This window comes from Paenibacillus caseinilyticus, from assembly GCF_027533645.1.
Lineage (GTDB): Bacteria > Bacillota > Bacilli > Paenibacillales > NBRC-103111 > Paenibacillus_G > Paenibacillus_G caseinilyticus.
Genome location: NZ_JAQAGY010000006.1, coordinates 269,807 through 284,248 on the forward strand (window position 1 = coordinate 269,807; position 14,442 = coordinate 284,248).

The following is a 14,442-nucleotide window of genomic DNA, read 5'->3' on the forward strand; positions in this document are numbered from 1 at the left end:
TCGCGGTACCACTCTTGTTGTTAAACGCGCAAACCGCGTCTAACCGCTCGGCAGGATAACGGCTCTTCGCCGGATCTGCCTTTCCTGCATTCCGGCAGGGGTTCGGCAGATCGTCTCCGGGACCCGTTTCGCCATCTGACGCCGTACCGGCTCTCACGCTCCCGGCTCGCTTGGACTCTTGTCAGCGGCTACTTTCCCCATCATCGACCTTTGTATAAAATTTCTAGTAGTATACCCTAAGCGGTTTCTCTTATCAAGCCTAACTTCGATAAATCCGCACAAAAACCCTTTAATGCGTGCCGCTGACATCCATATGATCGATTGCCCGCGTCTCCTTCTTGAATGTGGATGAGCCGATCTTCTCCTGCAGCTTCTCGTAATAGAGATCCTCATCGATCGGAAGGTCGACCCAGTTGTCCGTCCAGGAAGAGAGGTACATAGCGTTGGACAGCGTCAGGCCGCGGATCCCCTCTTCGCCCGGTGCCAAAAGCGGCGTCCTGTGGAGCAGATGGTCCACGAAATTCTGCGTGATCCCCTTGTGCTGCGGACCTTCCGAGCCTTCGACCGGAATCTCGCACTTCCAGCATTCCGGCTGTCCGAACCCTCCGCGGAAGTCGCGGTTGAACTCCGGCTCCGGCACACGCAGACGCCAGAACGTCAGCTTCCCGTCTTCGACGACGATTTTGCCGCGGTCGCCCGTGACTTCAAAACGGTTCGTGCCCGGCGCTTCGCCCGTCGTCGTGACGAACAATCCCGTAGCTCCGTTCTCGTACTCGACGTAAGCGGTAACATCGTCCTCCACCTCGATGTTGCGGTACTTGCCGAAGTGGCAGAAAGCGCGCACGCGCTTCGGCATCATATCGACCGTCCACTGCCAGAGATCGAGCTGGTGCGGATCCTGGTTCAGCAGCACGCCGCCGCCTTCTCCGCCCCATGTCGCGCGCCAGCCGCCGGAGTCGTAATAACTCTGGGAACGGTACCAGCTCGTAATGATCCAGTTCGTACGCCTGACCTCCCCTAGCTCGCCAGAGGTAATCAGATCGCGCAGCTTGCGGTACAGCGGGTTGGTCCGCTGATTGTACATGATGCCGAAAGCCTTGCCGGACTGTGCCGCAGCTTCGTTCATCTCCCGGACCTGCTTCGTATACACCCCGGCCGGCTTCTCCACCAGAACATGGTACCCGTGTCCGAAAGCCTGGATGGCGATCGCCGGATGATCGTAATGCGGAGTACAGATTAACACGGCGTCACAACGCTTTGAAGCAAAAAAATCAGCGAGATTATCAAACAGCTGCACCCGGTCGCCGTACTGCTGGCGTGCCCACTCCAGACGTGCCGGATCGGTATCCACGATAGCGGTAAGTTCTCCGCCCTTCACTTCCCCTTTAAGCAAATATCCCCCGTGGCCCTTGCCCATATTGCCCATGCCTATAATGCCGATGCGTACCGAATCCATGAACTTCGCCTGCCTTTCCGCCTGATCAGCATGATGGTCGTTAGCCGCCCCCATCTCTGTTATCATTATATAATGCACACGTTAACAATGACAAGAGCTTCTTTTCTGATCTATAAAGAAAAGCGCCTTCCCTGAAGGAAGACGCCTGCTCTTCATGCTACAATGTTAGGAATGCGATTTTTCGGAAATTTTGCCGAGCGCCTGTCCCGCCTCGTCCTCGAATGTATCGCGGACAGCCAAGTCGCCAATCGATACAATCCCTACGAGCTCGCCGTTCTCGACAATCGGCAGGCGGCGGATTTGTTCATTGGCCATGACCTTGGCCGCTTCGTCCGCCGTCGTGTCCGGCGATACGGATACGATACGGTCGCTCATGACTTCCGAGATGGCGGTCGAACCGGAATGCTTCGCCGCATACCCCCGGATCACCAAGTCCCGGTCCGTTAGGACACCGATGAGTTTACGCCCGTCGACAACCGGAATAAACCCCGTGTCCTCCTGCTTCATTTTGACAGCCGCTTCGTAGATGTTATCCTGCAGGGTTACAACGGCACAATCGGTTGTCATGATTTCACGAAGAGTTCTGGAGCTCATGGCTGATTCCCTCCCAATCGAAGATAGCAGCCCATGCCCTGCCGTAGGGCAGAGTACGGGAACTAAAGCCTGTTCCCCTGGCTGCTGCACGAATAGGTTCTCCCCCGCGCCCTCCGGCCATGCGCCTGCGGGTCTGTTACATAACGGGAGAGCGGGTCATCCCGCGGCTACCTGTAACGTATTCTTCAGTAAGCGCCAGGAACAGCTTCGCCGCATTCACCATCGCCTGCTCGTCGATATCGAAGCGGGGGTGATGATGCGGATGAACGATGCCCCGCTGCTTATTCCCGGCGCCGACGAACATGAAACACCCCGGTACCTTCTCCAAGTAGTATGCGAAATCTTCGCCGGCCATAATCAGAGGGGACCTCCGCGCCTGCTCCTGCCCGAAGACACGGGCGGCCGCCCGCTCGAAGCGGGCCGCTTCGTCCGCATCGTTCACGACGGGCGGATACCCGAGCCGGTAATCGATCTGCGCCTGCGCGCCGTACATGCTGCAGGTTTGGCGGACGATCTCTTCGATTCTATCCTTCACTTCCAGACGGATCTTGCCGTCGAACGTTCTAACGGTCCCTTTGAGCACCGCGGTCTCGGCAATGACATTGAAGGAAGTTCCGCTGTGGAACGATCCCACGCTGACCACACAGGGCTGCGTAGGATCGGTGCTGCGGGAGACGATCGACTGCAGGTTGACCACGAGCTGCGAAGCCACATAGACGCTGTCGACCGTCTCGTGGGGCAGTCCTCCGTGCCCTCCCCGGCCCTTGACGGTGAGCGTGAATTCGTCCGCCGCGGCCATGAACGGGCCTGGCCTGGAATAGACGGCCCCCGTCTCGAACGGCGTCCACAAATGAATCCCGTAGATGACATCAACGCCTGTGAGGGCTCCCGCCTCAATCATTCCGATCGCGCCGCCCGGCGTCGTCTCCTCGGCAGGCTGGAAGATGAACACCACGCGGCCTTCCACCTGATCCCGGTGTTCGCTCATCGTCTTCGCCACGGCAAGCAGCGTGGCGGTATGCGCATCATGTCCGCAGGCATGCATCACGCCCGGCACGCTGGAGGCATACTCGGCCGTCTTCTCGTCTTGAATCGGCAGGGCGTCCATATCCGCGCGCAGCGCTACGGCCGGGCCGTCCGCAGCTCCCTGAAGAATACCGATCACCCCGTGTCCGCCGCCTACCTTCTCCTGCACTTCGAGCCCCCAGTCCCGCAGCTTGTCCGCTACGAAAGCGGCCGTAGCCGACTCCTGGTAGGAGAGCTCGGGGTGGCGGTGCAGGTGCCGCCTCCAACCGATCATGTCCGCTACTACGGACATCAATGTGTGTTCCATTGGTTTCATGGCTATAGGCCCTCCGCCTCAAACGTTCCTTAATAAATGCCTTGCATCTATTTTATCAAATTCACGAACGGGTTTCATCTTCCGGTCACAAGAATTTCAAACTTTGCCAATGGGCGGATTGGGCCCGTCTGCATTAGGCTTGCACTGCGAAGGGAAACATACTATCATGAATAAAGGGTTTTGGGAAGCCATGGAATGCTGTGCATACATATATTAGGAGGGTTTACTGTGATCATTGAAAACAGCGGATTAAAAGGACTGAAGAGCGACCTCGCCCATCTCGACGATTCGATGGAGCAGCTCGGCTTTGTACGTTGGCAGTGGGAGTATTACCGCGCCACGTACGATCTTCAGCTCAAAGATAGAGACTCCCAGAACGACTTCTTCCTCCGCATCAACACGCGTGTGGAAACCGGCAAGCTGGAATCCCCGCATGCGATTCTGTATATCGAAGATGTGTATATCGGACAAGGCTCGTTCCCTCACGGCGTGAACTATCAGGCGAAGATTCCGGACTATATCATGAAAGACGCGACGAGCAAGCTGGCCCAGCTGAAAACGAAGCTGACTTCGTAACAGGGGACCGCTTATGACCCCACAGCGACGAGGAACGCCCGATTTTTTCCTGCTGTTCTTGACGTTCTCCTTGGTCTGCTTCGGTCTGGCGTTTGTATTCAGTGCGGGAATGGCCTTCCGTAATAACAACCCGTGGTATTTGGTGATCCGGCAAGCGATGTCCGTGGGTCTTGGCACGATCGCTATGTTTTTTTGCATGAATATAGACTACCGCAAGTTCAAGAAGTGGCTTCTGCCCTTCTTTGTCGTGGTAGTCGTTCTGCTCTTGCTGGTAGCCCTGATTGGGGCAGGCGAGGAGAAGGGCGCGAAGAGCTGGCTGCGGGTTGCGGGGCTCTCTCTGCAGCCGACGGAATTCGCCAAGCTTGCCGTTATTATCTATCTGGCTTCCATCATTACCAAGAAGGGCGAGAAATTTCAGGAATTTAAGAGGGGGCTGACTCCGCCCCTGCTCGTCGTGGGCTTCGTCTGTATGCTGATTATGATGCAGCCCGATTTCGGTTCGACCGTCATTTTGCTTCTGGTCTCTGCCCTGATGATTATTGTCGGCGGGGCGAACACCAAGCACATTCTGTACCTTGGCGGTGCCGGCCTGGGATTCGCCGCCATGGTCGGCGGGTTTTATTTCCTGACATCGGATTCGGGCAATTACCGGGTCGCACGAATTACCGCATACCTCGACCCATTCTCCGATGCGCAGAATGCGGGACTCCAGCTTGTTCAGTCCCTGTATGCCTTCGGGCACGGAGGATGGACAGGCGCCGGCTTCGGACAGAGCATCCAGAAGCTGCACTATCTGCCCGAAGCGCATAACGACTTTATCTTCCCGATTATCGGCGAGGAGCTCGGCTTTATCGGCGCCACCTTATTCCTGCTCGTCTATCTCACCTTCCTGCTGCGCGGCCTGGTCGTTGCCCTCCGCTGCCAGGATCCGTTCGGAACCTTGGTAGGCGTCGGCATCGTAAGCTTGATGGGCATCCAGGCGTTCATCAATCTCGGCGGCGTTACGAACACCATTCCGATGACAGGGGTGACCCTGCCTCTGATCAGCTATGGAGGCACCTCAATGCTGACTACGCTGATCGGTATCGGGATTCTCCTCAGCATCTCCAGAGAATATAACAAACCGGATCAGGAAGTGCGCAAGTCCACGGGCGTGACACAGCGGAGCGCTGCAGGGTACTTTACCCGCGGCAGCTGATCCCAAGGCATTACACCCCAATAAAAAAGAGAGCCTGTCCGGCTCTCTTTTTTAATATATAAGAATTTATATCTCGCCAGGGCTCGATTCTGTCATCTTATATATCTCATAAACGCGCAAGGTCCTGAAAGGACGGCGAAGCCGTTTATCTTGTGTATGCTATTTCACCCGGTGAAGCGGGTCCTCCACCTGTACAGGCGTCTCCTCGTCACGGAAGGCGACACCCTCTACCTTCACGTTCACTTCCACGACGGACAACCCCGTCATGTTCTCCACCGCTTCCCGAACGTTCTCCTGAAGGTCTCGGCATACCTCTTGAATCTTGCTGCCGTACGAGACGATCACCCGCAGATCGATGGCCGCTTCGACTTGACCGACCTCCACCGACACACCGCGCTGTGCATTCTTGCCGCTCAGCCGCTTCGCCAGGCCTTCCGATATGCCTCCCGACATGGCAGCTATCCCCGGCGTCTCCAGTGCAGCCAGGCCTGCAATGGTCGCAACGACATCATCCGAAATACGGATCAGACCAGTTTGTAATTCTTCGCTCAAGAGGATCACTCCTTCAAGGATTATAGCTCTATTGTAATAAGAAGAGTCTCCGAAAGCAAATGTACCTGCGCTTCCCGCAGCGCCCTTCTACGCTTCCCTTTGGGTATAGGTATTCAGTAGATAGCGAAGCTGCTGCGTAACAAAATGAACATGGATACTGTCCCGGCTCAATCGGCTTGCCATCACACTGCCTTCCAGGGAAGAAACAATAAAGGACGACATCGATTCGATATCCAGACCGGCCCGGAGCTCTCCATCAGACACACCTTGCTTTAAAATCCCTTGGATCAGGGACAGCATCTCCTCATACGCCGCCAACGCTTTCTCCCGCAGATCAGGGAACGTATCATCGCATTCCACAGCCGTATTCAGCAAAGGGCAGCCACCTTTGATCGGAGGATGGTTAACCGGGTCAATATGGACATGGCATACAGCTATTATTTTATCTATGGCGGAATCCGCATGCGTTAGGGCTGCCGACACTTGTGCCATCAGAACTTGTCCCGCATAGTCGAATGCTTCCAAGGCGATCTCGTCTTTGCCCGCGAATCTTCGATAAATCCCTCCCTTTGTTAAGCCTGTAGTGTCCATGATGTCCTGGATCGAAGACCCGGCATACCCCTTTTGATTAAATAATTCCGCGGATTTACTAATGATATGTTGACGTGTCTTATCTTCTTTGCGCATGCTCGCATCCTCCACGTTTTCCATTCGCCTATGAGATATATTGTAACATTTCTCTTGCGCCCAATGACATAGTAGAGTAACATAAAAACCGAACCGAACGGTTCGGTTCGGTTTCTTCAGTTTTCCCGCCAGAGAGGAGAAAATATCATGCGTACAGTAAAAATGATCCGCATCCCCATCCTCCCCATGCACATGGTAAACGCCCACTTGCTTGTAGGTCCTGACGGATGCATTCTTGTGGATGCGGGATTGCCGGGGTCCGAACATAAAATTGAAAGAGCCTTAGCCAAGGAAAGACTCACCTTCAAAGATATCAAACTCATTGTCGTGACCCATGCACATGTCGATCATGCAGGGAGTGCAGCCATTCTTCGCGAGCGATCGGGAGCTCCGATTTTGGCTCACGAAGGGGACTCCAAGCATTTCGGACGGGAGACTCCCATGACGTTTTGCCCCACCGGCTGGTTCGGCCGTTTATTTATCAGAACCCCCTTAATGTTCGAGCCGTATATCGCGTTCGAACCGGACATTCTGCTTACGAAGCATGGGGATATTGATTTGGGCCGATATGGTATACCGGGAACGGTGAGACACACACCTGGGCACACCGCCGGCTCCCTCTCTTTAGAGCTTGCTTCGAACGAGGCTTTGGTCGGTGACCTGCTCGCCTCCGGCATTTTGCTCGGCGGCATCGTAAGAACCAAGCACGCCATACGTCCCCCCTTCGAAGACGATCCGCACTCCGTTGCCCGTGAATTGAACCGCATGCTTGATTCGGGAATCGAAACATTCCATATGGGTCATGGCGGACCCTTGAAAGCGCCCGAGGTCAAAAGCCACGCCCGGTCTCTTCTAAGGCTGCCCGGGCAATGAAGGCCAACGCTGCACAGTGCGGTTCCGGTAAACCTGTATTCCCTCGGATCCATTGGATATGCGCCCATGCCTGTGGAGAAGGGGCTGCCAATGCGGCAGTCCCTTCTTTATGCCCTTCTAACGAATTCCCGTATAAAACTTCCTTCCTTAATTTACAACCTGGCCAAATCTGGGTATATTATTATAGGCCTGCGTGCTTCTCTTGCGGGAAAATCTTTACTTACATAAGATAGGGGGGAAAATATGAAACGCTACGGATTTACGATAGGTCTGGTTTTGAGCTTCCTCCTCAGTGCGGCGGCCCATTACATAGGCGAACCTACCTTCAGTCCTACGGTTCAGTTCTTCATCTCGGCGATCGCCGTCATCTTCGTCGCCGGCTTTCTCGGCAAAGCGACGGAGAGCGTGGCCCACTATGCCGGAGAGCGGCTCGGCGGCTTCCTCAATGCGACATTCGGGAATGCGGCAGAACTGATCATTGCCATATTCCTGGTCAAGAACGGCGCCTTCGAGGTGGTCAAAGCCAGCATCACCGGCTCGATCATCGGGAACATGCTGCTTGTGCTCGGACTCAGCGTCTTCCTTGGCGGCCTGAAGTTCAAGGAGCAATCCTTCAACATCAAGCTCGCCGGACACAATGCTTCCCTGATGCTGCTTGCCGTCATTGCGCTGTTCGTCCCGGCGGCTTTCACGAAGAGTCTGACGACGTACGAGAACCAGGAGCTGAGCGTCGTCGTCTCGGGCATTTTGATTGTGGCGTACCTGCTCTGGCTCTACTTCTCGATGGTTACCCACAAGAACGAACTCTCAGACGAAGTTGTCGAACACGGGGAACCGGCTTGGTCGAAAGGCTTGTCGGTGGCATTCCTCATGCTGGCCACGGTCATGGTCGCCTTCGAGAGCGAATGGCTCGTGAGCACGCTCGAGCAGTTCAGCCACCAGTTCGGCCTCTCCGAATTGTTCGTCGGCGCCTTCCTGATCGCCATTGTTGGGAATGCGGCTGAACACAGTGCAGCAGTCATCATGGCCCGCAAAAACAAAATGGGCGCTGCCATCGAGATCGCCATCGGCAGTTCGCTGCAGATCGCTTTGTTCGTGGCACCGCTGCTCGTACTCTTGTCCCTGTTCTTTGGCAATCCGATGGACCTCGTGTTCAGCACCTATGAGCTTGTGGCGATAGGGGTAGCAGCTTTTATTGCCTCTTCGATTTCCCGTGACGGGAACACCAACTGGTTTGAAGGTGTGCTGCTCCTCGTCGTGTATCTTATTATCGGGATTGCCTTCTATCTCGTCTAACAGGAGCGCCAACAAAAAAGAGTAACCCGCATGGGTTACTCTTTATTTTGGCTCATGGCTTCATACAGCTCTGCCAAATTACGCTCCAGCTTCACGAGAATCTGTTTGCCGGCGGCTTCCTGGACGAGCTCCGCGCGGATGGCAAAATCGATCTCCCTCGACAGGCCGTAAATCTGCGTATCCAACACCTCTTCATACAGAGGACATTTGCGCGTTGTTAAGTTTTCCATCTGCACTTCGATCAGCTTCTCGATCTTGTCCGCATCTTCCTGAAGCAGCTGCAGCGCTTTCTGCGACAAGCTGAGCAGCACATCTGACGACATGATGCTTCCCCCCTGTATACTCCCTGAAGCGAAACCCGGCAGCGTTCCGGATCGTTCCGCCCTCCGGTTCTCCCGAAATCCGTGGATGCCTGCATTCACGCTCCATATCTCTAATTCTAGTCGAAACCCTGCGATTACACAAGTCGTCTTGCAAAGATTACGCCAGGCTTCTTTCCTTGCGCCTACTCTATTGGAAGCGGGCCAGGGAGAGGCGGTTCTTGCCCCCGTCCCTACCTTACATTGCCTTACCTTACCTAGCCTTATACCCAGCCTATTCTCGCGCCCTGCAGGGTTGTGGCTTTCAGGAGCTGTGAAGGCAGGCTGAACGACTTCGGCGTCCTTCTGAAGGACGGACACGTTGATGAGACAGCAGAGATGACAAGAAGGAGCGCTGCGAGTTAACCCTAGCAGTAACGTCAAAGAAGACACTTCCGCTTAAGCGGAGGTGTCTTCTCTATGTACGCTGCAAGTACTCGCAGTCACTAGTCTTGGATGCTGTTGATCGTCAGACTGTGCTTCTTGAATACTTCGGCCATGGCTTCCTTGGCTTCTTCGGCATCCGGGCCATGAACATGCAGATCGTAATTGCTCGTAGTCAGGAGGGTCGTGAACAAACCGAGGATGCTCTTCACGTCGATATACTTGTTATCGTACTGAAGAACGATAGACGATCTGAATTTATTGGCGGTTTGTGAGATTTCCACAATCGCTGCATTGTTGGCGTTTGGCATACAAATCCCTCCAGGCGTCGGTTGAAATAATCGGCTGCGTCCCCTAAGGACGATGCTAGATTCATAGCGGGCTGCGCGCCTCTCTCCTTACGGAATTCGGGCGTTAGTGCATCCCAATAAAATCGCTTTCTTCCCTATGATACCTTGGAAAAGGTTAACATGCAAGGGTAAAATTCATGCCGCAGGGGCATCCGGCCCGCTATTTGAGATGCTCGGGATTCAGCCCCTCAAGTTCCGGGATGACGAATCTACCGTCCTTGCGGATCAGCACGTCGTCGAAGTAGACTTCCCCCCCGCCGAAATCCGGGCGCTGAATCAGGACCAGGTCCCAGTGTACCGAGGAACGGTTGCCGTTATCTGCCTGCTCGTAAGCCTGGCCGGGTGTAAAATGCAGGCTGCCGTCGATCTTCTCGTCGAACAGCGTATCCTTCATCGGATGAAGAATATGCGGGTTGAAGCCGAGCGAGAACTCCCCGATATATCTGGCACCCTCATCGGTATCGAGGATCTGGTTCAGCCTCCGGGTATCGTTGGCCGACGCTTCCACGATGCGTCCGTTCTCGAAGCGGAAGGTGACATTCTCGAACGTTACGCCTCCGCTAACGGACGGCGTATTGTAAGCAATCGTGCCGTTGACCGAGTCGCGGACCGGGGCGGAATACACCTCCCCATCGGGAATATTGCGCTTTCCGCAGCATTTGACGGAGCCGATCCCCTTGATGGAGAACGAGATGTCGGTCGCCCCCGGCCCCACGATCCGCACGCGGTCCGTCCGGTTCATGAGCTCCTGAAGCGGATCCATGGCCACGGACATCTTGGCGTAATCCAGGTTGCATACGTCGAAGTAGAAGTCCTCGAATTTCGACGTACTCATCCCCGCAAGCTGTGCCATCGAAGCGTTCGGATAGCGCAGCACGACCCACCGGGTCCGTTTGACACGCTGCTCCAGATGCACCTGCTTGCTGTAGATTTGGGAGTAGAGCTTCATCTTATCCTCAGGCACGTCGGACATTTCACTTACATTCTCCCCGGCCCGGACCCCGATATAGCAGTTCATGTCCTTCATACGCAGCAGATCCATCTGCGTCCAATGTTCCACCTGCTCCTGAGATGCCCCCCTCAGGATGGCGGCGCGCACCGAGGGATCGATGAGCTCCACGTACGGTACGCCTCCCCGGGCATACACTTCCTCCACCAGACATTTGACCAGCTCCCGCTCGGAGCCGATCATGTCGATGAGCACCTTCTCCCCCCGCTGTACATCCAGGGAATATCCCACCAAATTTCGTGCCAGCTGCTCGAGTCGCGGATCGCGCATTGTTCATCTTCTCCTTTAACCAAGTAGTGTCTGCCCACGTTATTCCCCGCCGTCTTTTGCCCACTTCTTCTTCAAATGATTGCCGATAGCCAGCAGCAAGGCGAAGACGCCGAGAAGGATGAGGAGTCTGCCCTTATACTGTGTAAAATGCAGGAGATCATGCCCGATCATGGATTCGAGCAGAATCATCGGTAGCTTGCCGATCAGCGTGCCCAGAATAAAATCCCTCGCCCGCACGTTCATGACGGCAGCGGCCATATTGATCCCGAAGGACGGCAGCACGGGGGTCACACGGGAAATCGCGATATACAATAGTCCATGCTTCTCCAGCTTCTCGTTGAACCGGCCGGCAGCCTTGTACTTGGAGAGGCGTGACTGCGCCCACTGCCTTCCGAACCTGCGGGTGCCGAGGAACGCAATGACCGCGCCCAGACAGGCGAAGACATAGTTAACCAGAAATCCGAGCCAAAAACCGAACAAAAGCACGTTCGCTCCGGCCACCACCACAAACGGTACGAACGGAACGAGGGTTTGCAGCAGTATCAGCAGAGCCCCGCACGCTTGACCTAACAACCCAAGGGAGTTCAGCGTATCTGACAGATGCTGTATATCCCATTCGCCCATGCCCGCATCCCTCCTCTCCCATTCCTTATTGTACCAAAAACGGACGAGGTTCACGACTCCGGGAACAGATGCGCCGCTCCCTGGGCCCGCCGCCTTTTGTTTGCTTCCTTTACTTGACACGCCCTGCTCTATCTTATAGAATAAGAAGTCGAGAATGAGCTCAGATCCGCACTGGCTGCGGACGTGCTTATGGTGGAAGTCGGTGTCACCCTCTATAGGTTTTGTTGCTGTCGGGACCGCGGCTGGTTTTCCCGTCAGATGCGCAAAATCGGGCACAAGCTTCACCCGAATCCTAACCTTACTTATAAAGGAGCCCACCATACGATGTCACGTTATACAGGTCCTAAATTCAAACTCTCCCGCCGCCTCGGTATTTCCCTGAGCGGTACAGGCAAAGAACTCAAGCGTCCGTTCCCTCCAGGTCAGCACGGCCCGGGACAACGCAAGAAAATGTCCGGCTATGGCGTTCAACTCCAAGAGAAGCAAAAGCTTCGTCATATGTACGGTTTGAACGAAAAGCAGTTCCGCAACCTGTTCGACAAGGCTGCGAAAATGCAAGGGATCTCCGGTGAGAACTTCATGTTCCTCCTCGAGAGCCGTCTGGACAACCTCGTATACCGTCTGGGTCTCTCCAACTCCCGTGCAGGCGCACGTCAGCTGGTTTCCCACGGTCACGTTACCGTTAACGGCAAGAAAGTCGACATCGCGTCCTACCTGGTATCCACTGGCGACGTGATTGGTCTTCGCGAGAAGAGCCGCGGCCTGTCCGCAGTGAAAGAAGCTCTTGCGAACCGCAACTACCTGCCGGCTTACCTCGAGTTCAACGAAGCTGCAGTAGAAGGCCGTTATGTTCGCCTTCCTGAGCGCTCCGAACTCGCACAAGAGATCGACGAAAAGCAAATCGTCGAGTTCTACAGCCGTTAATCTCGGCTTACCGAAACAAGCTGCCCGCTTCTGCAGGCAGCTTGTTTTTTTGTGCGCCCAGCAGTCCGAGCGTTCCCTGCTAGACGGACACGCGAAGAAAGCCCGCATCCATCGTGTGCTGCGACGGATGCGGGCTGTATTATAACTATCATATGAAACAGTGAAGCAGCCTATAGGTATTCTCGACTTACCGGAACTTCACGAGGTAGTAGTTGCGCTTGCCTCGGCGGATGACGAGATACCGGCCTTCCAGTCCGTCGGCAGCACGTACGATTCGCTCCAGCTCGGTGGTCTTAACGCCGTTGATCGACACCGCTCCGCTCTCCACATCCTGGCGCGCCTGGCGCTTCGAAGGAGCAGCCTTCACCTGCACCAGCAGATCCAGCAGCGCGATCTCCGCGGCAGCCTCAAGCTCTGTGGAAGGCACATCGCTGAACGCCTGCTCGATTTCGCTGCCAGACAGCGCACCCACGTCGCCGCTGAAGAGAACCGTCGAGATACGGATAGCGCTCTCGGCAGCAGCCGGTCCGTGCACGAGCGAGGTCATCTCTTTGGCGAGTACCCGCTGTGCTTCCCGCTTCTCCGGCGCTTCCTTCACCCCGCGCTCCAGTTCCCCGATCTCGCCCGGCGTCAGGAAGGTGAAGTACTTCAGGAACTTCACCACATCGTTATCCTCCGTATTGATCCAGAACTGGTAGAACTGGTAAGGCGAGGTCTTCTCCGGATCCAGCCACACCGCGCCGCCTTCGGTTTTGCCGAATTTCGAGCCGTCGCTCTTCGTCACCAGCGGCACCGTCAGTCCGAAGGCCTCGCTGCCGTTCGTTTTGCCGATGAGCTCCAGCCCTGCGGTAATGTTGCCCCACTGGTCGCTGCCGCCGATCTGCAGGGAACAACCCCGCTTCTCGTTCAGCTGCTGGAAGTCGTATGCCTGCATAATCATGTAGCTGAATTCGGTGAACGAAATCCCCTTCTCGAGACGCGAGTCTACGGAGTCCTTCGCGAGCATGTAATTCACCGTGAAGTTCTTGCCGACATCGCGTAGGAAACCGATCACGTTCAGCTCGGACAGCCAGTCGTAGTTGTTCGCGGTCTGCGCCGGGTTCTTCTCTGCCTCGAAGTCCAGGAACTGCGACAGCTGGCCTCTCAGCTTCCGCGTCCACTCTTCCACAATCTCCTGCGGATTCAGCGTGCGTTCCGCGGCCTTGCCGCTCGGGTCCCCGATCAGGCCCGTGCCCCCGCCTACCAGCGCGACCGGTACATGGCCCGCCTGCTGGAAGCGGCGCAGCACCAGCAGCGGCAGCAGGTGTCCGATATGCAGAGAGTCCGCTGTCGGGTCGAAGCCCGCGTAGAGCACGACAGGCTCCTCGGACAGCTTCTTCGCCAGACCCTCCCGGTCTGTTACCTGATTGATCAATCCGCGGAACTCCAAATCACTTAAAATATCCATTGTTACGCCAACCTCCAAGTTTTGATAAAAAAACAAAAAAGCCTTCTCATCCACAAAGGGACGAGAAGGCTCAGCTCGCGGTACCACCCTAATTAAAGCCCTCTCCCCTGGCGGCGCAGGCATTCCCACGGCCAACCGGTTCGGCGGACTTTCACTTCATATGGATAACGGGCCTTCGGCCCGATCGGAAGCTACGCAAGGGATCCGGCCGCCTGCGGCACGCACTCCCTCTTCCCTTCCGCTGCTCCGGACGGTAATTCGGCTAAGGTCAAGTACCGGCTCGCACCACCCGCCGGTTCTCTGAAAGCTTGGTTCCCTATCCTACTGAATCCTTCACTGCATTTGGAATATGAAATTATTAAAACCAGTTATACCACAAGCCCAAAAGGATTGTCAAACCGGCCCGCTTTTCCGCAAGAGTAGAACACTTTCCAGCCGGTATCCCCCTTTCTTATGAGACTTTCGTCATGGAACCATCACCGGAAGAAGGCCCGAAACCGA

15 protein-coding genes and 1 other annotated feature are annotated in these 14,442 nt (G+C 55.5%); of the genes, 5 read left to right on the forward strand and 10 right to left on the reverse strand.

Annotation, left to right across the window (positions count from 1 at the left end):
• Positions 1-289: 289 nt before the first annotated feature.
• The 3 genes from O9H32_RS12115 to O9H32_RS12125 form a co-directional block, all read right to left on the reverse strand.
• Positions 290-1,456, reverse strand: a complete 1,167-nt coding sequence (locus tag O9H32_RS12115; protein ID WP_269866402.1) for a Gfo/Idh/MocA family protein — start codon at positions 1,454-1,456, stop codon at positions 290-292.
• Between the two features lie 165 nt (positions 1,457-1,621).
• Positions 1,622-2,050, reverse strand: coding sequence for a CBS domain-containing protein (locus tag O9H32_RS12120; protein WP_269866349.1), 429 nt, complete (start codon positions 2,048-2,050; stop codon positions 1,622-1,624).
• Between the two features lie 136 nt (positions 2,051-2,186).
• On the reverse strand, positions 2,187-3,392 hold the full coding sequence (locus tag O9H32_RS12125; protein WP_269866350.1) for an amidohydrolase: 1,206 nt from the start codon (positions 3,390-3,392) through the stop codon (positions 2,187-2,189).
• A gap of 228 nt (positions 3,393-3,620) precedes the next feature.
• Here O9H32_RS12125 and O9H32_RS12130 point away from each other — a divergent pair, with 228 nt between their 5' ends.
• Complete coding sequence (locus tag O9H32_RS12130; protein WP_269866351.1) at positions 3,621-3,968, forward strand: YugN family protein; 348 nt, start codon at positions 3,621-3,623, stop codon at positions 3,966-3,968.
• 13 nt (positions 3,969-3,981) lie between these two features.
• Positions 3,982-5,166, forward strand: a complete 1,185-nt coding sequence (ftsW, locus tag O9H32_RS12135) for a putative lipid II flippase FtsW (protein WP_269866352.1) — start codon at positions 3,982-3,984, stop codon at positions 5,164-5,166.
• A gap of 159 nt (positions 5,167-5,325) precedes the next feature.
• Here ftsW and O9H32_RS12140 read toward each other — a convergent pair whose 3' ends face one another.
• Both O9H32_RS12140 and O9H32_RS12145 read right to left on the reverse strand, forming a co-directional pair.
• Complete coding sequence (locus O9H32_RS12140) at positions 5,326-5,718, reverse strand: Asp23/Gls24 family envelope stress response protein (protein WP_269866353.1); 393 nt, start codon at positions 5,716-5,718, stop codon at positions 5,326-5,328.
• A gap of 87 nt (positions 5,719-5,805) precedes the next feature.
• Positions 5,806-6,405, reverse strand: a complete 600-nt coding sequence (locus tag O9H32_RS12145; RefSeq protein WP_269866403.1) for a TetR/AcrR family transcriptional regulator — start codon at positions 6,403-6,405, stop codon at positions 5,806-5,808.
• A 147-nt stretch (positions 6,406-6,552) separates the two neighbouring features.
• Between O9H32_RS12145 and O9H32_RS12150 the strand changes: the two genes are divergently transcribed.
• Positions 6,553-7,278, forward strand: coding sequence for an MBL fold metallo-hydrolase (locus O9H32_RS12150; protein ID WP_269866354.1), 726 nt, complete (start codon positions 6,553-6,555; stop codon positions 7,276-7,278).
• A 243-nt stretch (positions 7,279-7,521) separates the two neighbouring features.
• Entirely contained in the window at positions 7,522-8,574 is a 1,053-nt protein-coding gene (gene cax / locus O9H32_RS12155) for a calcium/proton exchanger (RefSeq protein ID WP_269866355.1), read from the forward strand.
• A gap of 35 nt (positions 8,575-8,609) precedes the next feature.
• Here the strand turns inward: cax and O9H32_RS12160 are convergent, their stop codons facing one another.
• The 4 genes from O9H32_RS12160 to O9H32_RS12175 form a co-directional block, all read right to left on the reverse strand.
• Positions 8,610-8,897 carry a YlaN family protein gene (locus tag O9H32_RS12160; RefSeq protein ID WP_269866356.1) on the reverse strand — a complete coding sequence of 96 codons (288 nt, stop codon included), beginning with the start codon at positions 8,895-8,897 and terminating at the stop codon, positions 8,610-8,612.
• Between the two features lie 482 nt (positions 8,898-9,379).
• The gene (locus tag O9H32_RS12165; RefSeq protein WP_269866357.1) at positions 9,380-9,628 is read right to left on the reverse strand and encodes an HPr family phosphocarrier protein; all 249 of its coding nucleotides are present in this window, start codon (positions 9,626-9,628) and stop codon (positions 9,380-9,382) included.
• Positions 9,629-9,827: 199 nt separating this feature from the next.
• Positions 9,828-10,946: an aminopeptidase gene (locus tag O9H32_RS12170; RefSeq protein ID WP_269866358.1), complete on the reverse strand. Its 1,119-nt coding sequence runs from the start codon at positions 10,944-10,946 to the stop codon at positions 9,828-9,830.
• A 39-nt stretch (positions 10,947-10,985) separates the two neighbouring features.
• Positions 10,986-11,570 carry a TVP38/TMEM64 family protein gene (locus O9H32_RS12175; protein WP_269866359.1) on the reverse strand — a complete coding sequence of 195 codons (585 nt, stop codon included), beginning with the start codon at positions 11,568-11,570 and terminating at the stop codon, positions 10,986-10,988.
• Between the two features lie 324 nt (positions 11,571-11,894).
• Here O9H32_RS12175 and rpsD point away from each other — a divergent pair, with 324 nt between their 5' ends.
• A complete protein-coding gene (gene rpsD / locus O9H32_RS12180) occupies positions 11,895-12,494 on the forward strand; it encodes a 30S ribosomal protein S4 (RefSeq protein WP_269866360.1) in 600 nt (199 codons plus the stop codon).
• Between the two features lie 187 nt (positions 12,495-12,681).
• Here rpsD and tyrS read toward each other — a convergent pair whose 3' ends face one another.
• Entirely contained in the window at positions 12,682-13,941 is a 1,260-nt protein-coding gene (gene tyrS / locus O9H32_RS12185; RefSeq protein ID WP_269866361.1) for a tyrosine--tRNA ligase, read from the reverse strand.
• A gap of 53 nt (positions 13,942-13,994) precedes the next feature.
• Positions 13,995-14,287 (reverse strand) — a binding site (T-box leader).
• Positions 14,288-14,442: the final 155 nt, after the last annotated feature.

Excerpts from the sequence above, each read along its gene's own strand:
- O9H32_RS12145 (WP_269866403.1), bottom strand. The coding sequence starts at position 6,405 with ATGCGCAAAGAAGATAAGACACGTCAACATATCATTAGTAAATCCGCG.
- O9H32_RS12165 (WP_269866357.1), bottom strand. The coding sequence starts at position 9,628 with ATGCCAAACGCCAACAATGCAGCGATTGTGGAAATCTCACAAACCGCC.
- rpsD (WP_269866360.1), top strand. The coding sequence starts at position 11,895 with ATGTCACGTTATACAGGTCCTAAATTCAAACTCTCCCGCCGCCTCGGT.
- O9H32_RS12175 (WP_269866359.1), bottom strand. The coding sequence starts at position 11,570 with ATGGGCGAATGGGATATACAGCATCTGTCAGATACGCTGAACTCCCTT.
- O9H32_RS12160 (WP_269866356.1), bottom strand. The coding sequence starts at position 8,897 with ATGTCGTCAGATGTGCTGCTCAGCTTGTCGCAGAAAGCGCTGCAGCTG.
- ftsW (WP_269866352.1), top strand. The coding sequence starts at position 3,982 with ATGACCCCACAGCGACGAGGAACGCCCGATTTTTTCCTGCTGTTCTTG.
- O9H32_RS12115 (WP_269866402.1), bottom strand. The coding sequence starts at position 1,456 with ATGGATTCGGTACGCATCGGCATTATAGGCATGGGCAATATGGGCAAG.
- tyrS (WP_269866361.1), bottom strand. The coding sequence starts at position 13,941 with ATGGATATTTTAAGTGATTTGGAGTTCCGCGGATTGATCAATCAGGTA.
- cax (WP_269866355.1), top strand. The coding sequence starts at position 7,522 with ATGAAACGCTACGGATTTACGATAGGTCTGGTTTTGAGCTTCCTCCTC.
- O9H32_RS12120 (WP_269866349.1), bottom strand. The coding sequence starts at position 2,050 with ATGAGCTCCAGAACTCTTCGTGAAATCATGACAACCGATTGTGCCGTT.
- O9H32_RS12150 (WP_269866354.1), top strand. The coding sequence starts at position 6,553 with ATGCGTACAGTAAAAATGATCCGCATCCCCATCCTCCCCATGCACATG.
- O9H32_RS12125 (WP_269866350.1), bottom strand. The coding sequence starts at position 3,392 with ATGAAACCAATGGAACACACATTGATGTCCGTAGTAGCGGACATGATC.
- O9H32_RS12170 (WP_269866358.1), bottom strand. The coding sequence starts at position 10,946 with ATGCGCGATCCGCGACTCGAGCAGCTGGCACGAAATTTGGTGGGATAT.